This window comes from Zobellella sp. An-6 (genome assembly GCF_052487945.1).
The window spans coordinates 370,177-386,764 of record NZ_CP199259.1 but is presented as its reverse complement, the minus strand read 5'-3'; the positions used below and the strand labels follow the sequence as shown (position 1 = coordinate 386,764).

The 16,588-nt window shown below is 65.9% G+C and carries 15 protein-coding genes; 11 read left to right on the top strand and 4 right to left on the bottom strand.

The genetic code is table 11. The features are described from left to right. The first annotated feature begins 18 nt into the window (after window positions 1–18). The 3 genes from ACT7DK_RS01780 (at window position 19) to ACT7DK_RS01770 (ending at window position 3,999) form a co-directional block, all read left to right on the top strand. A complete protein-coding gene (locus ACT7DK_RS01780; protein WP_445395728.1) occupies window positions 19–1,638 on the top strand; it encodes an acyl-CoA synthetase in 1,620 nt (539 codons plus the stop codon). Window positions 1,639–1,737: 99 nt separating this feature from the next. Further along, window positions 1,738–3,093 (top strand): solute carrier family 23 protein, encoded by a 1,356-nt coding sequence (locus ACT7DK_RS01775; protein ID WP_445395726.1) that lies wholly within the window; start codon window positions 1,738–1,740, stop codon window positions 3,091–3,093. 39 nt (window positions 3,094–3,132) lie between these two features. Further along, window positions 3,133–3,999 (top strand): MBL fold metallo-hydrolase, encoded by an 867-nt coding sequence (locus ACT7DK_RS01770; RefSeq protein WP_445395724.1) that lies wholly within the window; start codon window positions 3,133–3,135, stop codon window positions 3,997–3,999. Window positions 4,000–4,036: 37 nt separating this feature from the next. On the opposite strand, the gene ACT7DK_RS01765 is transcribed toward ACT7DK_RS01770, so the two are convergent. Genes ACT7DK_RS01765 through ACT7DK_RS01755 form a run of 3 tightly spaced genes read right to left on the bottom strand, consistent with a single transcriptional unit; the run spans window position 4,037 to window position 6,974 of the window. Then, window positions 4,037–5,308, bottom strand: coding sequence for an amidohydrolase (locus tag ACT7DK_RS01765; protein ID WP_445395722.1), 1,272 nt, complete (start codon window positions 5,306–5,308; stop codon window positions 4,037–4,039). Window positions 5,309–5,317: 9 nt separating this feature from the next. Beyond that, window positions 5,318–6,775 carry a sodium:solute symporter family protein gene (locus ACT7DK_RS01760; protein ID WP_445395720.1) on the bottom strand — a complete coding sequence of 486 codons (1,458 nt, stop codon included), beginning with the start codon at window positions 6,773–6,775 and terminating at the stop codon, window positions 5,318–5,320. Then, window positions 6,768–6,974, bottom strand: coding sequence for a hypothetical protein (locus ACT7DK_RS01755; protein ID WP_094039059.1), 207 nt, complete (start codon window positions 6,972–6,974; stop codon window positions 6,768–6,770). Before ACT7DK_RS01755 ends, ACT7DK_RS01760 begins: the two co-directional genes overlap by 8 nt. A gap of 158 nt (window positions 6,975–7,132) precedes the next feature. On the opposite strand from ACT7DK_RS01755, the gene ACT7DK_RS01750 reads away from it, so the two are divergent. Both ACT7DK_RS01750 and ACT7DK_RS01745 read left to right on the top strand, forming a co-directional pair. Further along, a complete protein-coding gene (locus ACT7DK_RS01750) occupies window positions 7,133–8,035 on the top strand; it encodes a LysR family transcriptional regulator (protein ID WP_445395717.1) in 903 nt (300 codons plus the stop codon). 149 nt (window positions 8,036–8,184) lie between these two features. Then, window positions 8,185–9,648: a DUF3360 family protein gene (locus ACT7DK_RS01745; RefSeq protein ID WP_445395715.1), complete on the top strand. Its 1,464-nt coding sequence runs from the start codon at window positions 8,185–8,187 to the stop codon at window positions 9,646–9,648. A gap of 74 nt (window positions 9,649–9,722) precedes the next feature. On the opposite strand, the gene ACT7DK_RS01740 is transcribed toward ACT7DK_RS01745, so the two are convergent. Next, window positions 9,723–10,523 carry a helix-turn-helix domain-containing protein gene (locus tag ACT7DK_RS01740; protein ID WP_445395713.1) on the bottom strand — a complete coding sequence of 267 codons (801 nt, stop codon included), beginning with the start codon at window positions 10,521–10,523 and terminating at the stop codon, window positions 9,723–9,725. A 405-nt stretch (window positions 10,524–10,928) separates the two neighbouring features. Here ACT7DK_RS01740 and dctP point away from each other — a divergent pair, with 405 nt between their 5' ends. The 6 genes from dctP (at window position 10,929) to ACT7DK_RS01710 (ending at window position 16,580) form a co-directional block, all read left to right on the top strand. After that, complete coding sequence (gene dctP / locus ACT7DK_RS01735) at window positions 10,929–11,945, top strand: TRAP transporter substrate-binding protein DctP (RefSeq protein WP_445395711.1); 1,017 nt, start codon at window positions 10,929–10,931, stop codon at window positions 11,943–11,945. Window positions 11,946–12,067: 122 nt separating this feature from the next. After that, the gene (locus tag ACT7DK_RS01730) at window positions 12,068–12,631 is read left to right on the top strand and encodes a TRAP transporter small permease (protein ID WP_445395709.1); all 564 of its coding nucleotides are present in this window, start codon (window positions 12,068–12,070) and stop codon (window positions 12,629–12,631) included. Further along, window positions 12,631–13,950, top strand: a complete 1,320-nt coding sequence (locus ACT7DK_RS01725; protein WP_445395707.1) for a TRAP transporter large permease — start codon at window positions 12,631–12,633, stop codon at window positions 13,948–13,950. Before ACT7DK_RS01730 ends, ACT7DK_RS01725 begins: the two co-directional genes overlap by 1 nt. 101 nt (window positions 13,951–14,051) lie before the next feature. After that, the gene (locus ACT7DK_RS01720; protein WP_445395705.1) at window positions 14,052–14,795 is read left to right on the top strand and encodes a gamma-glutamyl-gamma-aminobutyrate hydrolase family protein; all 744 of its coding nucleotides are present in this window, start codon (window positions 14,052–14,054) and stop codon (window positions 14,793–14,795) included. Between the two features lie 13 nt (window positions 14,796–14,808). Beyond that, on the top strand, window positions 14,809–16,077 hold the full coding sequence (locus ACT7DK_RS01715) for a D-amino acid dehydrogenase (protein ID WP_445395703.1): 1,269 nt from the start codon (window positions 14,809–14,811) through the stop codon (window positions 16,075–16,077). A 35-nt stretch (window positions 16,078–16,112) separates the two neighbouring features. Further along, complete coding sequence (locus ACT7DK_RS01710; RefSeq protein ID WP_445395701.1) at window positions 16,113–16,580, top strand: RidA family protein; 468 nt, start codon at window positions 16,113–16,115, stop codon at window positions 16,578–16,580. Window positions 16,581–16,588 lie beyond the last annotated feature (8 nt).

Sequence of the window (16,588 nt, the reverse complement as noted above, 5' to 3'; positions counted from 1 at the left end):
TCGCAAGAGGGAAAGACGATGTCCATATTTGAAACCGGCCTGGCCCCCACCGCCGTCAATCACCTGGCCCTGTCGCCGCTGAGCTTTATCGAGCGCACCGCCGCCGTTTACCCCGAATATCCGGCGGTGATCCACGGCGCCATCCGCCGGACCTGGGCCGACACCTACCAACGCTGCCGCCGCCTGGGCTCGGCCCTGGCCGGGCGGGGCATAGGCCGGGGCGACACCGTGGCGGTGATGCTGCCCAATATCCCGGCCATGCTGGAAGCCCATTTCGGCGTGCCCATGATCGGCGCCGTGCTCAACACCCTCAACGTGCGCCTGGATGCCGAGGCCATCGCCTTTATGCTGCGCCACGGCGAGGCCAAGGTGCTGATCACCGACCGGGAGTTCCACCAGGTGATCCGCGACGCCCTGGCCCTGCTGCCGGTGCCGCCGCTGGTGGTCGACGTCAACGACCCGGAATACGGCGAGGGCGAGCCGGTGAGCGAACTGGACTACGAGGCCTTGCTGGCGGAAGGGGATCCGGCCTTCGACTGGCAGTGGCCGGAGGACGAATGGCAGGCCATTTCCCTCAACTACACCTCGGGCACCACCGGCAACCCCAAGGGGGTGGTCTATCACCACAGGGGCGCCTACCTCAACGCCCTGGGCAACCAGATGACCTGGGCCATGGGCCAGCACCCCGTCTACCTGTGGACCCTGCCCATGTTCCACTGCAACGGCTGGTGCTACCCCTGGACGGTGACCGCCCTGGCCGGCACCCATGTGTTCCTGCGCCGGGTGGATCCCCAGAAGATCCTCACCCTGATCCGCGAGCACGGGGTCAGCCATTTATGCGGCGCCCCCATCATCCTCAACGCCCTGATCAACATGCCCGAGGCCGCCAAGGCGGCCATCGACCACCCGGTCCACGCCATGGTGGCGGGGGCGGCGCCACCCGCCAAGGTGATCGGCGCCATCGAGGAAATGGGCATCAGGGTCACCCACGTCTACGGCCTGACCGAAGTCTATGGCCCGGTCACCGTCTGCGCCTGGCACCGGGAGTGGGATCAATGCAGCCTGGAGGAAAGGGCCCGGCTCAAGGCCCGCCAGGGGGTGCGCTACCCCACCCTGGAGGGCGTCATGGTGGCGGATCCCAAGACCCTGGCGCCGGTCAGCAAGGACGGCCAGACCATCGGCGAGATCTTTATGCGCGGCAATACGGTGATGAAGGGCTACCTGAAAAACCCGGACGCCACCGCCGAGGCCTTCGAAGGAGGCTGGTTCCACACCGGCGATCTGGCGGTGTGCCACCCCAACGGTTACATCGAGATCAAGGACAGGCTGAAGGACATCATCATCTCCGGCGGCGAGAACATCTCCACCATCGAAGTGGAAGACGTGCTCTACAAACACCCGGCGGTGCTGGAAGTGTCGGTGGTGGCCCGGCCGGACGAGAAATGGGGCGAAACGCCCTGCGCCTTCGTGACCCTGAAAAGCGGCGAGTACGCCAGCGAAAACGACATCATCGGCTATTGCCGCCAGCACCTGGCCGGCTTCAAGGTGCCGAAGACGGTGGTGTTCACCAACCTGCCCAAGACCTCGACCGGCAAGGTGCAGAAATACGTGCTGCGCGACTGGGCCAGGGAGCTCTGACCGCGCCGCCGACGACAAGCCGGGTGCAGGGAGCCGTCGCACCCCTTTGATCACTCAACGCCATGATCCGCGCCCCCTTGGGCGCGCCTGGAGGGAACCATGCAAGTATTCAAACGTCAACACGGGGCCGAACAGCCCCACTGGCCACTCGGCCCGTTCAAGATCCGCCTGCCTTTCGTGCATTACCGCTGGGAAACGGCGGAGATGATGCAGGCGCTGATCATGTTCGTGGTCAGCCTGGCCATGATCCCGCTGCTGGAAAAATACCTGGGCCTGCCCTACGAGGTGGCCCTGGCCTATGTGGTGGTGTGCGGCATCGGCTTTATGCTGCCGGCCCTGCTCGGGGTGCCCTTCGTGCCCGGCTGGATCACCCCCGGCATTCCGGTGGTGCTGCTGTTCCTCGGCGACTTCGAGCCGGGACCGGCCGCCATCCAGGCGCTGTTCGCGCTGCAGCTGCTGGTGTTCCTGATCTTCCTGGTGCTGGGCCTGACCCGGCTGGGCTCGGTGATGGTGCGGCTGGTGCCCAACTCGCTCAAGGGCGGCATCATCATCGGCGCCGGCATCGCCGCCCTGATGGGCGAAATCTCCAGCGGCGGCCGCCTGGCCAACACCCCCGTCTCCCTGGTGTTGGGCAGCCTGATCTGCCTGTACCTGATGTTCTCGGTGTCCTTCAAGGGGCTGCTGGAGCGGGTACCCATGGCGCGCAAGATCGTCAACTACGGCATGGTGCCGGGCATGATCATCGCCATACTGGTGGGCATCGCCGTGGGCGAATATTCCATGCCCGACGTCAGGTGGGGCATCACCCAGCCCGACTTCGCCGCCATGTGGCAGTACCTGCCGTTCAGCGTCGGCTTTCCCGAGCCCCGGGTCTTTATGCTGGCGGTGCCCACCGCGCTGATCGCCTACATCATCGCCTTCGGCGACATCATCGTCGGCCAGTCGCTGATGCAGCGGGCCGACGAGCTGCGCACCGACGAGTTGATCGAAAACAACATCGACCGGGTGCACCTGGTCACCGCCCTGCGCAACGCCCTGCACGCCTGCTTCGCTCCCTACCCGGGCCTGGCCGGCCCCCTGTGGACCGCCGTGGCGGCGACCATGGCCGAACGCTACAAGCACGGCCGCGAGGCCATGGAGTCCATCTACAGCGGCACCGGCACCTTCTGGATCACCGGCTTCCTCGCCCTGTTCATGCTGCCCCTGGTCAGCTTCTTCCAGCCGGTGCTGCCCATCGCCCTGTCGCTGACCCTGATCCTCACCGGCTACATCTGCCTGATGGTGGGCTTCGAGCAGCTCAATAACAACACCGAGCGGGGCATCGCCGGCACCATGGGCGTGGTGCTGGCGGTGTACGGCGCCAGTTGGGGCCTGGCCACCGGGGTCATCCTCTATATCCTGGTGGAGCGCACCCATCTGCTGCGCTTCAGCACCAAGGCGCCGGACAATGGCTGAGTCAGGCGGGGCCCGTCGGGCCCCTTTCAAGGAGCACCCATGAGAACCTTTACCACCCTGGCCGGCAACAGCCAGCAACTGGATGGCGGCGCCATGTTCGGCAACGCCCCCAAGGCCCTGTGGAGCCGCTGGATGCCGGCTGACGAACACAACCGCATCCGCCTCGGCTGCCGGGCCCTGCTGGTGCAGGAACCGGGCCGCAACATACTGATCGAAACCGGCATCGGCGCCTTCTTCTCGCCCGAGCTGAAAAGCCGCTTCGGGGTGCAGGAAGAGCACCATGTGCTGCTCGACAGCCTGGCCGCCGTCGGCCTCGGCCATGACGACATCGACATCGTCATCCTCACCCACCTGCATTTCGACCACGCCGGCGGCCTGCTCTCGGCCTGGCGCCCGGACGCCCCCTGCCAGCTGCTGTTCCCCCGGGCCCGCTTTATCACCGGCCGGCGTCACTGGCAGCGAGCCCAAAAGCCCCATGCCCGCGACCGGGCTTCCTTTATTCCCGAGCTCGTGGCACGGCTGGAAGACAGCGGACGGCTGCTGCTGGCAGATGAGGGGGACGGCCCGCCCCTGCTCGGCCCCGGCTGGCGCTTTCATGTCAGCGACGGCCACACCCCGGGCCAGCTGCTGCCGGAATTCGCCATGCCCGGAGGCCCGGTGGTGTTCGCCGGCGATCTCATTCCCGGCGCCCCCTGGGTGCACCTGCCGATCACCATGGGCTACGACCGCTTCCCGGAAGGGCTGATCGAGGAGAAGGAGCAACTGCTGGCCGACCTGGTCGAGCGGGGCGGCCGCATCGTGCTGACCCACGATCCGGAGATCGCCCTGGGCCGGGTCGGCCGGGACGAGCGGGGCCGCTTTATCCTGAGCGAGACCCGCGCCGAGGCCAGACGGCAGGCCGCCTGAAAGCCCGCCGAAAGGGTGGCAGAAAGCCCTGCCGCCGCTACCGTTCCAGAAACGCCAGGGCGCCGGTGACCAGGGCGGCGATGCCGGTTTCCAGGGAGGGCTGGCGGTCGGGCGCATAGTAGGGCGAGTGGGGCATGGGCAGCTGGCGCATGCGATCATAGACCCGCTCGCCGCGGGTGCCGGCCCAACTCTCGGCGGTGGCGGCGCCGATAAACCAGTAGGCGTAGGGGATGTCCCCGCCCTCGAAGCCGCCGGCGGCGGCGTTGCCGAAGTAGGGGAAGTCCTCGCTGCCGCCGAGCCGGCCCATCTCGAACAGCTGCGGCTCGCCGAAGTAGTCGCCGTGGGCCCGGCGCAGCCGTTCCACGGTGGCGGCGTCGTTGTCCAGGGTGATGGTTTCGCTCAGCACCCGGTATTCCGCCGGCTTCGGCGAGCGCCCCGCCAGGCACTCGGCGTCGATGATGCGCCGGATAGCATCCAGCACCTGTTGCAGCAGCGCGTCGCTGAAGCAGCGCACGTTGATCTCCAGCTCGGCGCTGTGGGGGATGATGTTGCCCTGGGTGCCCGCCTGCAGCTTGCCCACCGTCACCACCACCTGCTCGCTGGGCTCCACCTCCCGGGAGACGATGGTCTGCAGCCGCACCACGGCGTGGGCGGCGATCACCACCGGATCCACCGCCTGGGCCGGCATGGAGCCGTGGCCGCCGTTGCCGTGGATGGTCACCCCCAGGGTGGTGGCCGCGGCCATGGCCCGGCCGGCGATGTGGCCCACCATGCCGGCCAGCGCCGGCATGTTGTGCTGGCCCAGGATGACGTCGGGCCGGGCGATGCGCTCGTAGAGGCCGTCCCTGAGCATGGCGCGGGCGCCGCCGAACACCTCCTCCGCCGGCTGGTGCACCACCATCAGGGTGCCCCGCCAGTGCTCGCGCAGGGCATGGAGCACGGCGGCGGCGCCGGTCAGGCAGCTGGCGTGCAGGTCGTGGCCGCAGGCGTGCATCACCGCCGGGCCCTCCCCGTCGTGGCGGCAGCTGGCGTAATCGAGCCCGGTCTGCTCGCGGATGGGCAGGGCGTCCATGTCGCCGCGCAGCATCACGCAGGGCCCTTCGCCGTTTTGCAGCAGGCCCACCACCCCGGTCTTGCCGAGGCCGGTGGTCACCTCATAGCCGATGGCGTCCAGCCGGGCGGCCAGCTTGCGGCCGGTCTCGACCTCTTCGAACGGCAGCTCCGGATGCCGGTGCAGGTCCTGGTAGAGGTGGTCGATATCGTCGTAGACACGCGCCAGGGCGCCCTTGATCAGCTCATGTATCTGCATGGGGTTACCTTATACCTTGGACGCCACGGCGTCGGTCTTGTTGTTGAACAGCCACTGCCACAGGGCCACCACCAGCAGGTTGAGCAAAAAGCCCCAGAAGCCGGGATGGAACTGCAGCGGCGACGGCAGGTAGAACTGGTACAGCAGGGTCAGGCCGCCGCCCAGCAGGGTGCCGGCGATCACCGCCTGCTTGGTGAGGGCGGGCAGGAAGAGGGCGCCGACCACCATGGGCATCAGCTGCACTATGATGCCGAAGGCGCCCAGCAGCACCGCCACCAGCGACGCCGGGTTGTAGAGCGCGAACAGGTAGCCGAGCAGCGACACCACCAGCACCCCCAGCTGGATGGCCCGCACCACGGCCCGTTCGGACGCCTTGCGCATCACCGAGATGCAGAGGATATCGCGCACCGCTATGGTGGCGGCGGTATGGGCCAGGTTGGCGCCGGTGGACATGGCCGCCGCCAGGGCGCCGGACAGCATGATGCCGGTCACCCAGGGCGAGAAGCTGGCCACGTCCATCACCAGCTTGAGCAGCACCTCGTCGGGCCGGGCCAGGGGCTGGTCGGCGAACACCAGGATGCCGGCGAAGCCGATCAGCAGCAGGGGCACCAGCAGGTAGGCGAACAGCGGGTAGAACACGGCCACCTGGCGCAGGGTACGGTCGTTTTCGGCGGTGTAGAACTTCATGAACAGGTGCGGCCACATGGCGCCGCCGAAGGCGCTGACCAGGATGGCGGTGCTGAAGGCGCCCCAGCCCATGACCCCGGTGGCGCCCGGCATCACCAGGTATTCCGGCATCTGCAGCTGGATCTGCTCGAACATGGGACCCACGCCGCCGAACAGGCGATCGGTCACCGCCCAGCCGAGGAACCAGGCGATGGCCACCATCATCACCCCCTGCAGCAGGTTGGTCCAGCCGATGCCGCCCAGGCCGCTGCAGTACACATAGGCCGCCACCACCAGGAAGGCGAGCAGCGCCCCCAGCCAGAAGGGCACCAGGCCGCCGGTGGCCGCCTGGAACAGCAGGCCGGCGCCGGCGATCTGGATGGCCAGGTAGGGGATCAGCGCGACCACGCTGATGATGCCGGCGAAGGCGCCCAGGCCCGGGCTGCGATAGTGATGGGCGATCAGGTCGGCCTGGGTCAGGTAGCCGTGGGCCTTGCCCAGCTCGCGCACCCGCGGCCCCATCACCCAGATGATGATGGGAATAAGACTCAGGTAAGCCAGGATGTAGAGGGCGGGGGCGCCGTGCTTGTAGGCCCAGCCCGGGGTGCCGAGAAAGGCGAAGGCGGAGAAGATTTCCGCCCCCAGGATAAAGAACAGGATCAGCACCCCCACGTGGCGGCCGCCGGCCACGTACTGCTCCAGGCTGGAGCCGGTGCCCTTGCCGCGGGCGCGCACCCCCACCCACAGCACCAGCAGCAGGTAGGACAGGGTAATGCCGGTAACGATGACGGCGTCAGACATGGCGCTGGCCTCCATACTGCTTGATAAAGGCCGCCAGCAGGCCGGCGAACAGCAGGAACATCCACAGGATGTACCAGAAGAACAGGAACGGCAGGCCCAGTATCATGGGCTCCACCCGGTTGGCGATCAGGGCCCCGGGCCAGATCATGGCCAGGGTGCAGAGCACGAAGTGCAGCCCTATCCAGCGGTTGGTATTCATCAAGCATCTCCTTCGCAATGGCGTTCCTCGACTCGCCGACAGGGCAAGTGTTAATGATCAAGATAGGACTTGTTACGGCAATATAAAAAATAGTAAATATCTATACCCGCAATGCCATTAAGGTATGGAGACCGGTGTGAAACCACCGGAATGTTGAGATGGATTTTCGCCAGTTGCATTATTTCGTCGCCGTGGTGGAGGAAGGCTCCCTGTCGGCGGCCAGCCGCAAGGTGCATATCGCCCAGCCGGCCCTGACCCGCCAGATCCACGCCCTGGAAGAAAAACTGCAGGTCAGCCTGTTCGAGCGCCATACCCGGGGCATGACGCTGACCGTGGCCGGCCAGGCGCTCTACGAAGAAGCCGGCAAGATGCTGGAAAACCGGGAGCAGGTGATGGCGCGCATCCGCGCCCTGGGCCAGGGGCTGACCGGCAAGGTCACCCTGGGGGTAACGGTGTCCCACCTCTGGGTGCCGGATATCCGGCGGCTGCTGGCCCGGTTCCGGGACGACTACCCCCAGGTGGCGCTGGAGGTCTATCCGCTGCTCTCGGGGCCCCAGGGCGAGAGGCTGAAGGAGGGCAGCATAGACGCGGGTTTCCTGTATCTGGAGGACAGGGTCCCCGACTTCCTGCAGAGCCATCTGTTCCACCGGGATCACCTGGTGCTGGCGGTACCCGCCGACTCCCCGCTGGTGGCCTCGCCGCCCGCCCGGGTGCGGGCGCTGAACGGGCTTGACTTCGTCTGGGGCCCCCGCCACAGCTCCCCCCTCTACTACGATCGGCTGAGCGCCTACTTCACCCGGCTCGGCCTGGTGCCCAGGGTGGTGCAGCAGGGGGCCGACAACATCACCATCCTCAGCCTGGTCGCCGCCGGCCTGGGCATTTCCATCGTGCCCGGCGACTGCCGCTGGAGCTCGCCGCCCGGGGTGCACTTTATCGACATGGCCGAGCTGCGGGAGTGCGACATGTCTATCCACTTCGCCTGGAACCGCCACAACCACTCCCCGGCCCTGCAGAATTTCATCCATATCGTGCGGGGCAGCCCTGCCCCCGCCGACGGCTGAGGGCCTGCGCCAGCCCGTTCGCTGTTAAAAAAATATTTCACAGAATGGCATTTTGTTAAGACTTAGGTCGCATGGCACAAAGCGGTAACAGGCCATACCATGGGCGCCAACATGACACCATAGTGATGAGCATCATCAAGGAGAGTCCCGTGTCAGAGGCCCAGTCCCCCCGTTACCGCGATTTGCGCAAGCCCCGGCGCGAGTTCGACAGCCGCGCCGCCTACCTGGAGCACGAGTTGTCGATCATGGCTCCCCGCCGCTGGCGCATCAACCTGCCGTTCCGCGACTACAGTTTCGAACTGGAAGATCTGGTACCGGCCCTGGCCGCGACCATCGGCAAGATAGTGATGGTGGCCGCGGTGGTGGCCGCCTTCGCCGGGCCGCTCGGCCTCGGCAGCGGCTTCGTGGTGGAGAACGTCCGCTTCGAGATGCTGATCGCCGCCCTGCTGTTCGTGATCCTGTTCTCGGGGCTGATCAACCCCAACGCCAACCTGGCCGGCACCCATGGCCCCATGATCCCGCTGATCCCGCTGATCGTCGCCTCCGGCGGCCACCCGCTGGCATTGGGGCTGATGGTGGGCCTGTTCGGCCTGCTGCTCAGCATCAGCAAGGGCGGCAGCAAGCTGATGGCGCTCACCAGCGACGGGGTGCGCGGCGGCCTGCTGATCTACCTGGGCGCCATGGGCCTGCTCAGCCAGATCAAGGCGCTCAACGCCTGGGCCACGGGCATCGACATGGGCCATATCGCCTTCGCGGTGATCCTCGCCACCATCATCATGTATGCCCTGCTGGCCCGGCTGGAAATGCGCTGGCTGTCGATCCCGCTCGGCTCCGGCCTGGCCTTCCTGCTCGCCATCGTCCTGGGCGCGCCCTTCGAGTTCGTGACCGAGCCGGGCATTCCCCACCTGAGCCCGGGCTACTGGTGGGGCGAAAGCACCGGCTGGCAGATGGGCTGGCCCGAGCTGCACCACTTTGTGAGCGTGATCCCCTTCGCGGTGCTGGCGGTGGCCATGTGGTCGCCGGACTTCATGGGCCACCGGGTGTTCCAGGAGCTGAACTACCCGAAGAAGGCCGACAAGGTGCTGATGAACGTGGACGACACCATGGGCGTGGCCTCGGTACGCCAGGCGGTGGGCAGCCTGCTCGGCGGCGGCAACCTGGCCTCCTCCTGGGGCACCTACATGATCCCCGCCGCCATCGCCAAGCGCCCCATCCCCGCCGGCGCCGTGCTCACCGGCCTGTTCTGCGTCATCGCCGCCCTCTGGGGCTACCCCATGGATCTGGCGGTGTGGGATCCGGTACTGCGGGTGGCGCTGCTCGTCGGCGTCTTCATGCCTTTGCTGGAAGCCGGCATGCAGATGACCCGCAACACCACCAGCAGCCAGTCCGCCGGCATAGTGGTGTTCGCCTCCGCCTTCGTCAACCCGGTGTTCGGCTGGTCCATGACCATGCTGCTCGACAACCTGGGACTCATCGGTGACAAGGAGCGCGGCAAGAAGCTGCGCCTGATGGACCGCTGGGTGATCCCCGGCATCACCTTCGCGGTGTTGCTGGTGATCATGGCCATGGTGGGCATGCTGCCCGGCATACCGGCGCTGATGAAGATCTCCTGAAAGACCTCAAGTTAAGTTCACCTTTCCAGCCGGGGCCCAGCCCCGGCTTTTTTTGGTTCGGCGCCGCAAAGGCCCTAGTCTCCGATGGCGAGAAACAGCGGCTCGTCTACAGCTCGCCGGTTGTCGATGGCGGCCCGGATACGGCCGTCGACCTCGGCTTCCTCATACAGGCCGCACACCCTGAACTGTTTCTTGAAATCGATGCTGTCGCCCAGGTAGTCATAGAGCACCCGGGTACAGGCCGGGGTGCGGTGGCTGTTGGACGACACGCCGATTTTCACGCCAAGCAGGTGCCTGAGCTGGCTCTTGTAGGAGGGGAACAGCACCGTTTGGGTGATTTCGTTTTCCGTCAACGCCTCGTAGTCCATCAGGAAGATACGGTCGCACAGGTTGACGGCGATGCCATGGTAACGGCAGTGAGTCACTTTTTCGCCGCGCGCCCCCGCGCCGATCAGCCGTTCGTACCTGGCGTAGGCGATGCCCTGTTTGCTGGTACCGACCTGGATCAGCGAGCGGAAAATCCGCCCCGGGTAGCCCAGGGAATAGTAGTATTCGTGATACCAGCCCAGGTAGCGCTCCAGGCTCGGCCGGGACCGAGCGCGCAGCTCGGCCATTTTCCGGGAGTAGCCGTCCTGGGGAGCATTCTCGGCGCGGGCCGCGATCACCTGCTTGGTGAACTGCTCATGGGGCATCAGGATCTCGAACTCCTCCACCCCGAAAAAGTCGCAGATCAGGCGCAGGTTCGCCTTGGAGGGATGCACCTTGCCGCTCAGGTACTTGTTGAACTGGGTCCGGTTGATGCCCATTTTCTGGCACACCCGGGCCATCGACGGGTAGTGGCCGCAGAGCAGCTTCAGGTTGTCCGTAAAATCCACCCGGCTCACTCCCTGCCTTCCAGGCACATCATGCTTTTCCTCCCGGCCCGGAAGCCATCACCTTGCTTCCCGGCCGGCACCCTGCTCCCGAAAGATGCGGCCGCTGCCGGCTCCCTTCTTCGTTTTCCCCTGATCATCGTCGTCTCTCCAAGGACTTGGCCGCCCGGCCGGGCGGCCATGGCTGTGGCCAATTGTGCCACCGGGACGGCCCCCATGCCATTTACGGAAGGCCCCGACTGGCACCTTTTCGACCGGGCGCACAGATTGCGCCAGGGGTGACGCACCCGGTGCGCCGGGCTGTGCCGGCTGCGAACTGCTCGCCGACGGCGGCCCCTGCTCTAATGGATATCCAGGAGGCGCCTGCGGGGCGCCATCTCCTCCGTCCCAACCACAAGGAAGTCGGCCATGAAACTCTTGCATCGCATCCCCACCTTTTCCGCTGTCGCTCTGGCCAGCGCCCTGGCGCTGAGCCCCCTTGCCGCCCTCTCCGCCGAGACCCTGCGGCTGTCGGCGATCGAGCCCCCCACCTCCACCGTGGTGGCGTTCGCCAATGCCTTCTCGGAGCGGGTCAGGCAATACAGCCAGGACAGCATCGACATTAAGGTCTATCCCTCCAGCCAGCTCGGCGACTGGGTCGAGGTACATGAACAGGTGATGGAAGGCACCATCGATCTCGCCCTGCAGCCTCTGTCCAACAGCTTCAACGAAGTGCTTGCCCTGCAGTGGTTCCCCTATGCGGCCCTCGATTTCGAATCCGGCCGGGATGCCTTCTCGGAAGGCGGTGTCGTCCATGAAATCATCAACGAGGCCCTGGCCGAGCAGGACATCAAGATACTGGGCGCCTTCGTGTCCGGCATGGGCGGTATCGTCTATACCAAGCCGGCGCCCGCGCCCCGGGATCCGAACGCCAGCCAGGGCCTCAAGATCCGGGTCTGGCCGGGGGGCACCACCCACCAGGAGCTGCTCAAGCGGCTGGGCTATCAGACCGCCCCCATTCCCTGGTCGGATCTTTATACCGCCATGCAGACCGGGGTGGTGGATGGCGCCATCGGGGCGACACCCGAGCTGGTCATGAACAACTTCGCCGACATCGCCAAGATGTGGGTACAGAACAACGACCATTTCGAGGTGTCTTTCCTGGCGGTGAACAAGGGCCGTTTCGACAGCCTCTCCCGGGAGCAGCAGCGGGCCATCCACCGGGCCGCCACCGAGCTGTCCGCCGAGCGCTTCGCCACGGCCGAGCAGGAGCACGAGAAATTCCTGCAACAGATGCGCGACAAGGGGATTGAGGTGGTGGTGCTGGACAAGCCCGAACTCGAGTCCGTCGCCCAGGTGGTGCGTGCCGATGTCTGGCCGAAGATAGAGGATGAAATAGGCTCTATCAACATGGCCCGCCTGAAGCTCAGCCTGGGCATCAGGTAGCCCTTGGTTCCCAGGCCGGCATCCGCCGGCACCATCGGCCATGCCCACTCCGGCATGAAACCGTTCTCCCTGCCCTTCCCCGCCCTGCGGCGGCCGGAAGGGCCCCAACACAGGGGATCGTCATGGACACGACCGTTTTATCCCTGCTGCATAACAGGCTGTTGTGGCTGCAGCGCCTGGTGATGGGCCTGACCACCATCGCCTTTTCCGTCCTGATCTTCGTTCAGGTGTTTATTCGCTACTTCCTGGATTTGCCCCTCTATGGAGTGGAAGAGATCGCGGTCTACCTGGCGGTCTGGCTCTATTTCATCGGCTCCGGTTACGGTGTTTACCGCGGCAACCATATCTCGGCCGGCGTCATGGACATCGCCCTGTCCTCCCCGGCGGCGAAGGCGGCTCTCCAGGCCCTGGTGTCGCTGGTTTCACTGGCCATCATCGGCTGGATCTGCTGGCTTTGCCTCGGCTATTTCCAGTGGAGCCTGGCACGGGTGCCCAAGTCGCCGGAGCTGAGAATACCGCTCTACTACGTGCATGCCGCCATGCTGGCGGGAGCGGGACTCATGTTTCTGTACACCCTTATCGAGCTGGTCGGCCGACTCCACTGCCTGGCCACAGGCCGCCCTTATCATTCCCTGGCGGACATCGACGATAACGACACCGCCCGCAAGGCGGAAGGAAGATCCTGATGAATATCGATATTCTGATTGATGCCATCATCCTCGTCGGCCTGCTGCTGCTGGGCGTGCCCGCCCCCCTGTGCTTTGCGGCCGCCGCCCTGTTCCTGTTTGCGACGGGTGATTTTCACAACGCCAACTTCCTGGTGTCGTCGGGCTTTAGCAAGCTGTCATCGCTGATCCTGCTGGCCATTCCCCTCTACATCTTCGCCGGCGGGCTGATGACCCAGGGCGGCATCGCCGGCCGCCTCATCGATCTGGCCGAAAGCCTGATCGCCCGGGTCAAGGGCGGGCTCGGCATAGTGGTGGTGTTTTCCACCGCCATCTTTGGCGCCATCTCCGGCATGTCCACCGCGGCGGTCGCCTCCATCGGCTCCATCATGATCCCCAAGATGGTCGAGCGCGGTTATAACCGGGGCTACGCCACCACGCTGGTGGCGGCCTCTTCCGTGCTGGCGTTGCTGATCCCGCCCAGCTCCTCGATGATCCTCTACGGCTGGGTGACCAACACCTCGATCACCGCCATGTTCCTGGCCCCGGTGCTGCCGGCCCTGCTGTTGATCGGCAGCTTCACCCTGCTGAACCTGGTGCTGACCCGGAACATGGAGGTGGTCGAGCCCCCGCGCCGCTCGCTGCGGGAGACGGGCACCGATGTCTGGCTCAAGACCAAGCGTGCCGCCTTCGGACTGACCATGCCGATCGTCATTCTGGGCTGCATCTACGGCGGCATCACCACCCCCACCGAAGCCGCCGCCATCGCCGTGATCTACGCCATTCCCGTCGCCGTCTTCATCTACCGGGGACTGAGCTTCCGCTCCCTTTCCGATGTGGCCTGGAAGACCGGCCAGATAGCGGCGGTATTGATGATACTGGTGTTCTTCTCGTCGATGCTGGCGCGGATCTGGACCATGGGCAACGTGCCGCAAACCGTGATGGAGTTCATTCTGGGTCTCAGCGACAACAAGATACTGCTGCTGTTGCTCATCAACCTGTTCCTGCTGCTGATCGGCATGTTCCTGGACGACATCAGCGGCGTCCTGCTGGCCTCCCCCATGCTGCTGCCGGTTGCCGTCAGCCTGGGCATGGATCCGGTGCATTTCGGCGCCATTGTCGGCGTCAACCTGGGGATGGGGCTGATCACCCCGCCCACGGCACCCATCCTCTATTTCTCCGGGCTGATCGGCAACACCACCCTGCCCCGGATGATCGGGTACACCATGGCGTTCATCCTGTTCGGCTATCTGCCGGTGCTCTTGCTGACCACCTTTATTCCGGCGCTGTCGCTGCTGCTGCCCGAGGTGATCCTGGGATACCAGCCGATGGGGCGATAACCCTCGCGGGTAGCAGGGAACACGAAACCACCGCCGACGACGCACGATCAAACATTAAAGAAGCCTTCATCACAGTCACAGAGGTACGCATCATGTCTTCCATGCCGGTCATCGGAATCACACTGGATATCGAACACACCCCGGGCTATGCCCTGGAGCCCTGGTACGCGCTGCGGGAAAACTACTGCTCCGCCATAGCGGCGGCGGGCGGACTGCCGCTGGCCCTGCCCCACGAGCAGGAAGCGGCGGAGCACTATCTCGACCTGGTCGACGGCCTGGTGATCAGCGGCGGCATGTATGACATCCCGCCCGAACTCTACGGAGAAACCCTGCGCCAGGGAGAGCTGGTGACCAAGGAAGGCCGCACCCGGTTCGAGCGCAAGCTGATCGAAGGGGCGCTGGCCCGCGACATTCCCCTGATCGGCATCTGCGGAGGCATGCAGCTGTTGGCGGTGCTCAAGGGTGCCAAACTGATCCAGGATATTCCCAGCGAAGTGAAGGACAGCCTGAACCATATGCAACCCCCGCCCCACCACCTGGCCGGACACCGGGTGCACCTCACCCCCGGCACCCGTCTGTTCCGGCTGTTCCGGCAGGAATGGCTGGAGGTAAACAGCGTGCATCATCAGGCGGTGCGGGATCTGCCGCCGGAGATCATCGTCAGCGCCGTCGCCGACGACGGCATCGTCGAGGCGATCGAAATTCCCGGCCAGCACTTCTGCCTGGGCTTTCAGTGGCACCCCGAATACCTGATCAACCAGGGGGAGCGGCGGCTGTTCGAGGAGCTGGTCGCGGCGGCGACCCAGTACCGCCGGCACGCGGCCGCCCTTCCCCTGGCCAACTAGGACGAGGTGTACCATGAAGACAGCGTCCATCGCCATCATCGGCGCCGGCATCATCGGCGTCACCTCGGCCTACCTGCTCGCCCGTGCCGGCCACAGGGTCATGCTGCTGGATGCGGACGAGGGGCCGGCCCTGGGCACCAGTTTCGCCAACGGGGCCCAGCTCAGCTACTCCTATACCGACGCCATGGCCTCGCCGGGCCTGGTGGCCAAGATGCCCCGGATATTGCTGGGCCGGGATCCCGCCTTCCGGGTACGGATGTCGGCGGACAGACAACTGCTGCATTGGGGCGGCCGCTTCCTGCTGCACGCCCGGGCGAGCCGGGAGGAACGCAATACCCACAATATACTGCGGCTGTCGCTGCACTCCCGGGAGGTGATGCACGCCACTCAGGCCGAGACCAAGATCGAATTCCAGCACCGCGCTTCGGGCAAGCTGCATCTCTACGGCAGCCGCCAGGATCTGGAGCAGGCCGCCGCCAGGGTCCGGCTGAAAGGGGAATGGGGCTGCCCGCAGCGGGTGCTGGACTGGCGGCAGTGCCTGGAACTCGAACCCGACCTGGCCCAGCTGGCCGGCCCCATGGCCGGCGGGGTGTATTCTCCCCTCGACGAGGTGGGGGACTGCCACCGGTTCGCCCTCGCCCTGCTGGACCGACTGCGCCAGGAGCATCGGCTGGAGGAGCGCTACCACTGCCGGGTTCACCGCCTGCACAAAGAAGGGAACCGCATCACCGGGCTGGACACCAGCCAGGGCAGCATCACCGCCGATGCCTACCTGCTCGCCACCGGCCCCGACAGCCTGGCGCTGGCCCGCGGCATCGGCCTTCATATTCCCATCTACCCGATCAAGGGCTACAGCATCACGGTGCCCGCCACCGAGCGGGCCCCCGATGTCTGCATCACCGACGTGGACAACAAGGTGGTGTTCGCCCGCGTTGGCGACCGGCTGCGGGTGGCCGGCTGCGCCGATATCGTCGGTGACGACCGGGTGCTGGACGAACGGCGTATCGACCACCTGCTGCGGGTCTGCCGGCAACGTCTCCCCGAGGCCGGCGACTACGATCGCCTGCTCGACCGCTGGACCGGTTTCCGCCCGGTCACCCCCAGCAGCGCCCCCATCATCGGCCGGGCCGGGGCCGACAACCTCTACCTTAACCTGGGCCACGGCATGCTGGGCTGGACCCTGGCCATGGGCTCGGCCTCGCTGCTGGCGGCCCGGATAGGCGGTGACCCCGCCCCCATCGACGACAGCGGGCTGCGCCCTATCGACCACGGCCTGCGCTGAACCGGCGCGGCCCCACCATCCGGAGAAAAACACCCATGAATACCATAGAACACCGGCTCACCGAGCTGGGTATCAGCCTGCCCGAAGCCGGCACTCCCGCCGGGAACTACCAGGCCTTCCTGCAACTGGGCGATCGCCTGCTGCTGAGCGGGCAAACCTGCCGGGTAAACGGCGTCCTGGCCTACGCCGGCCAGGTGGGCGGAACCCTCTCCATCGAAGAAGGACAGGCCGCCGCCCGCCTCTGCGCCCTGAACCTGCTGGCCCAACTGAAGACAGCCTGCGGCGGCGAACTGGACCGGGTTGCCCGCTGTGTCAGACTGACCGTATTCGTCAACAGTCCCCCCGAATTCAGTGCCCAGCCGTTGGTGGCCAACGGCGCCTCGGACCTGATGGTCGAGATTTTCGGCGAACGCGGCGCCCATGTGCGCTCCGCCGTCGGCGTCAGCGCCCTGCCCGGCAATGCGGCGGTGGAGATCGACGCCGAGTTTCTGCTCGGTCGCTGAATCGAAGG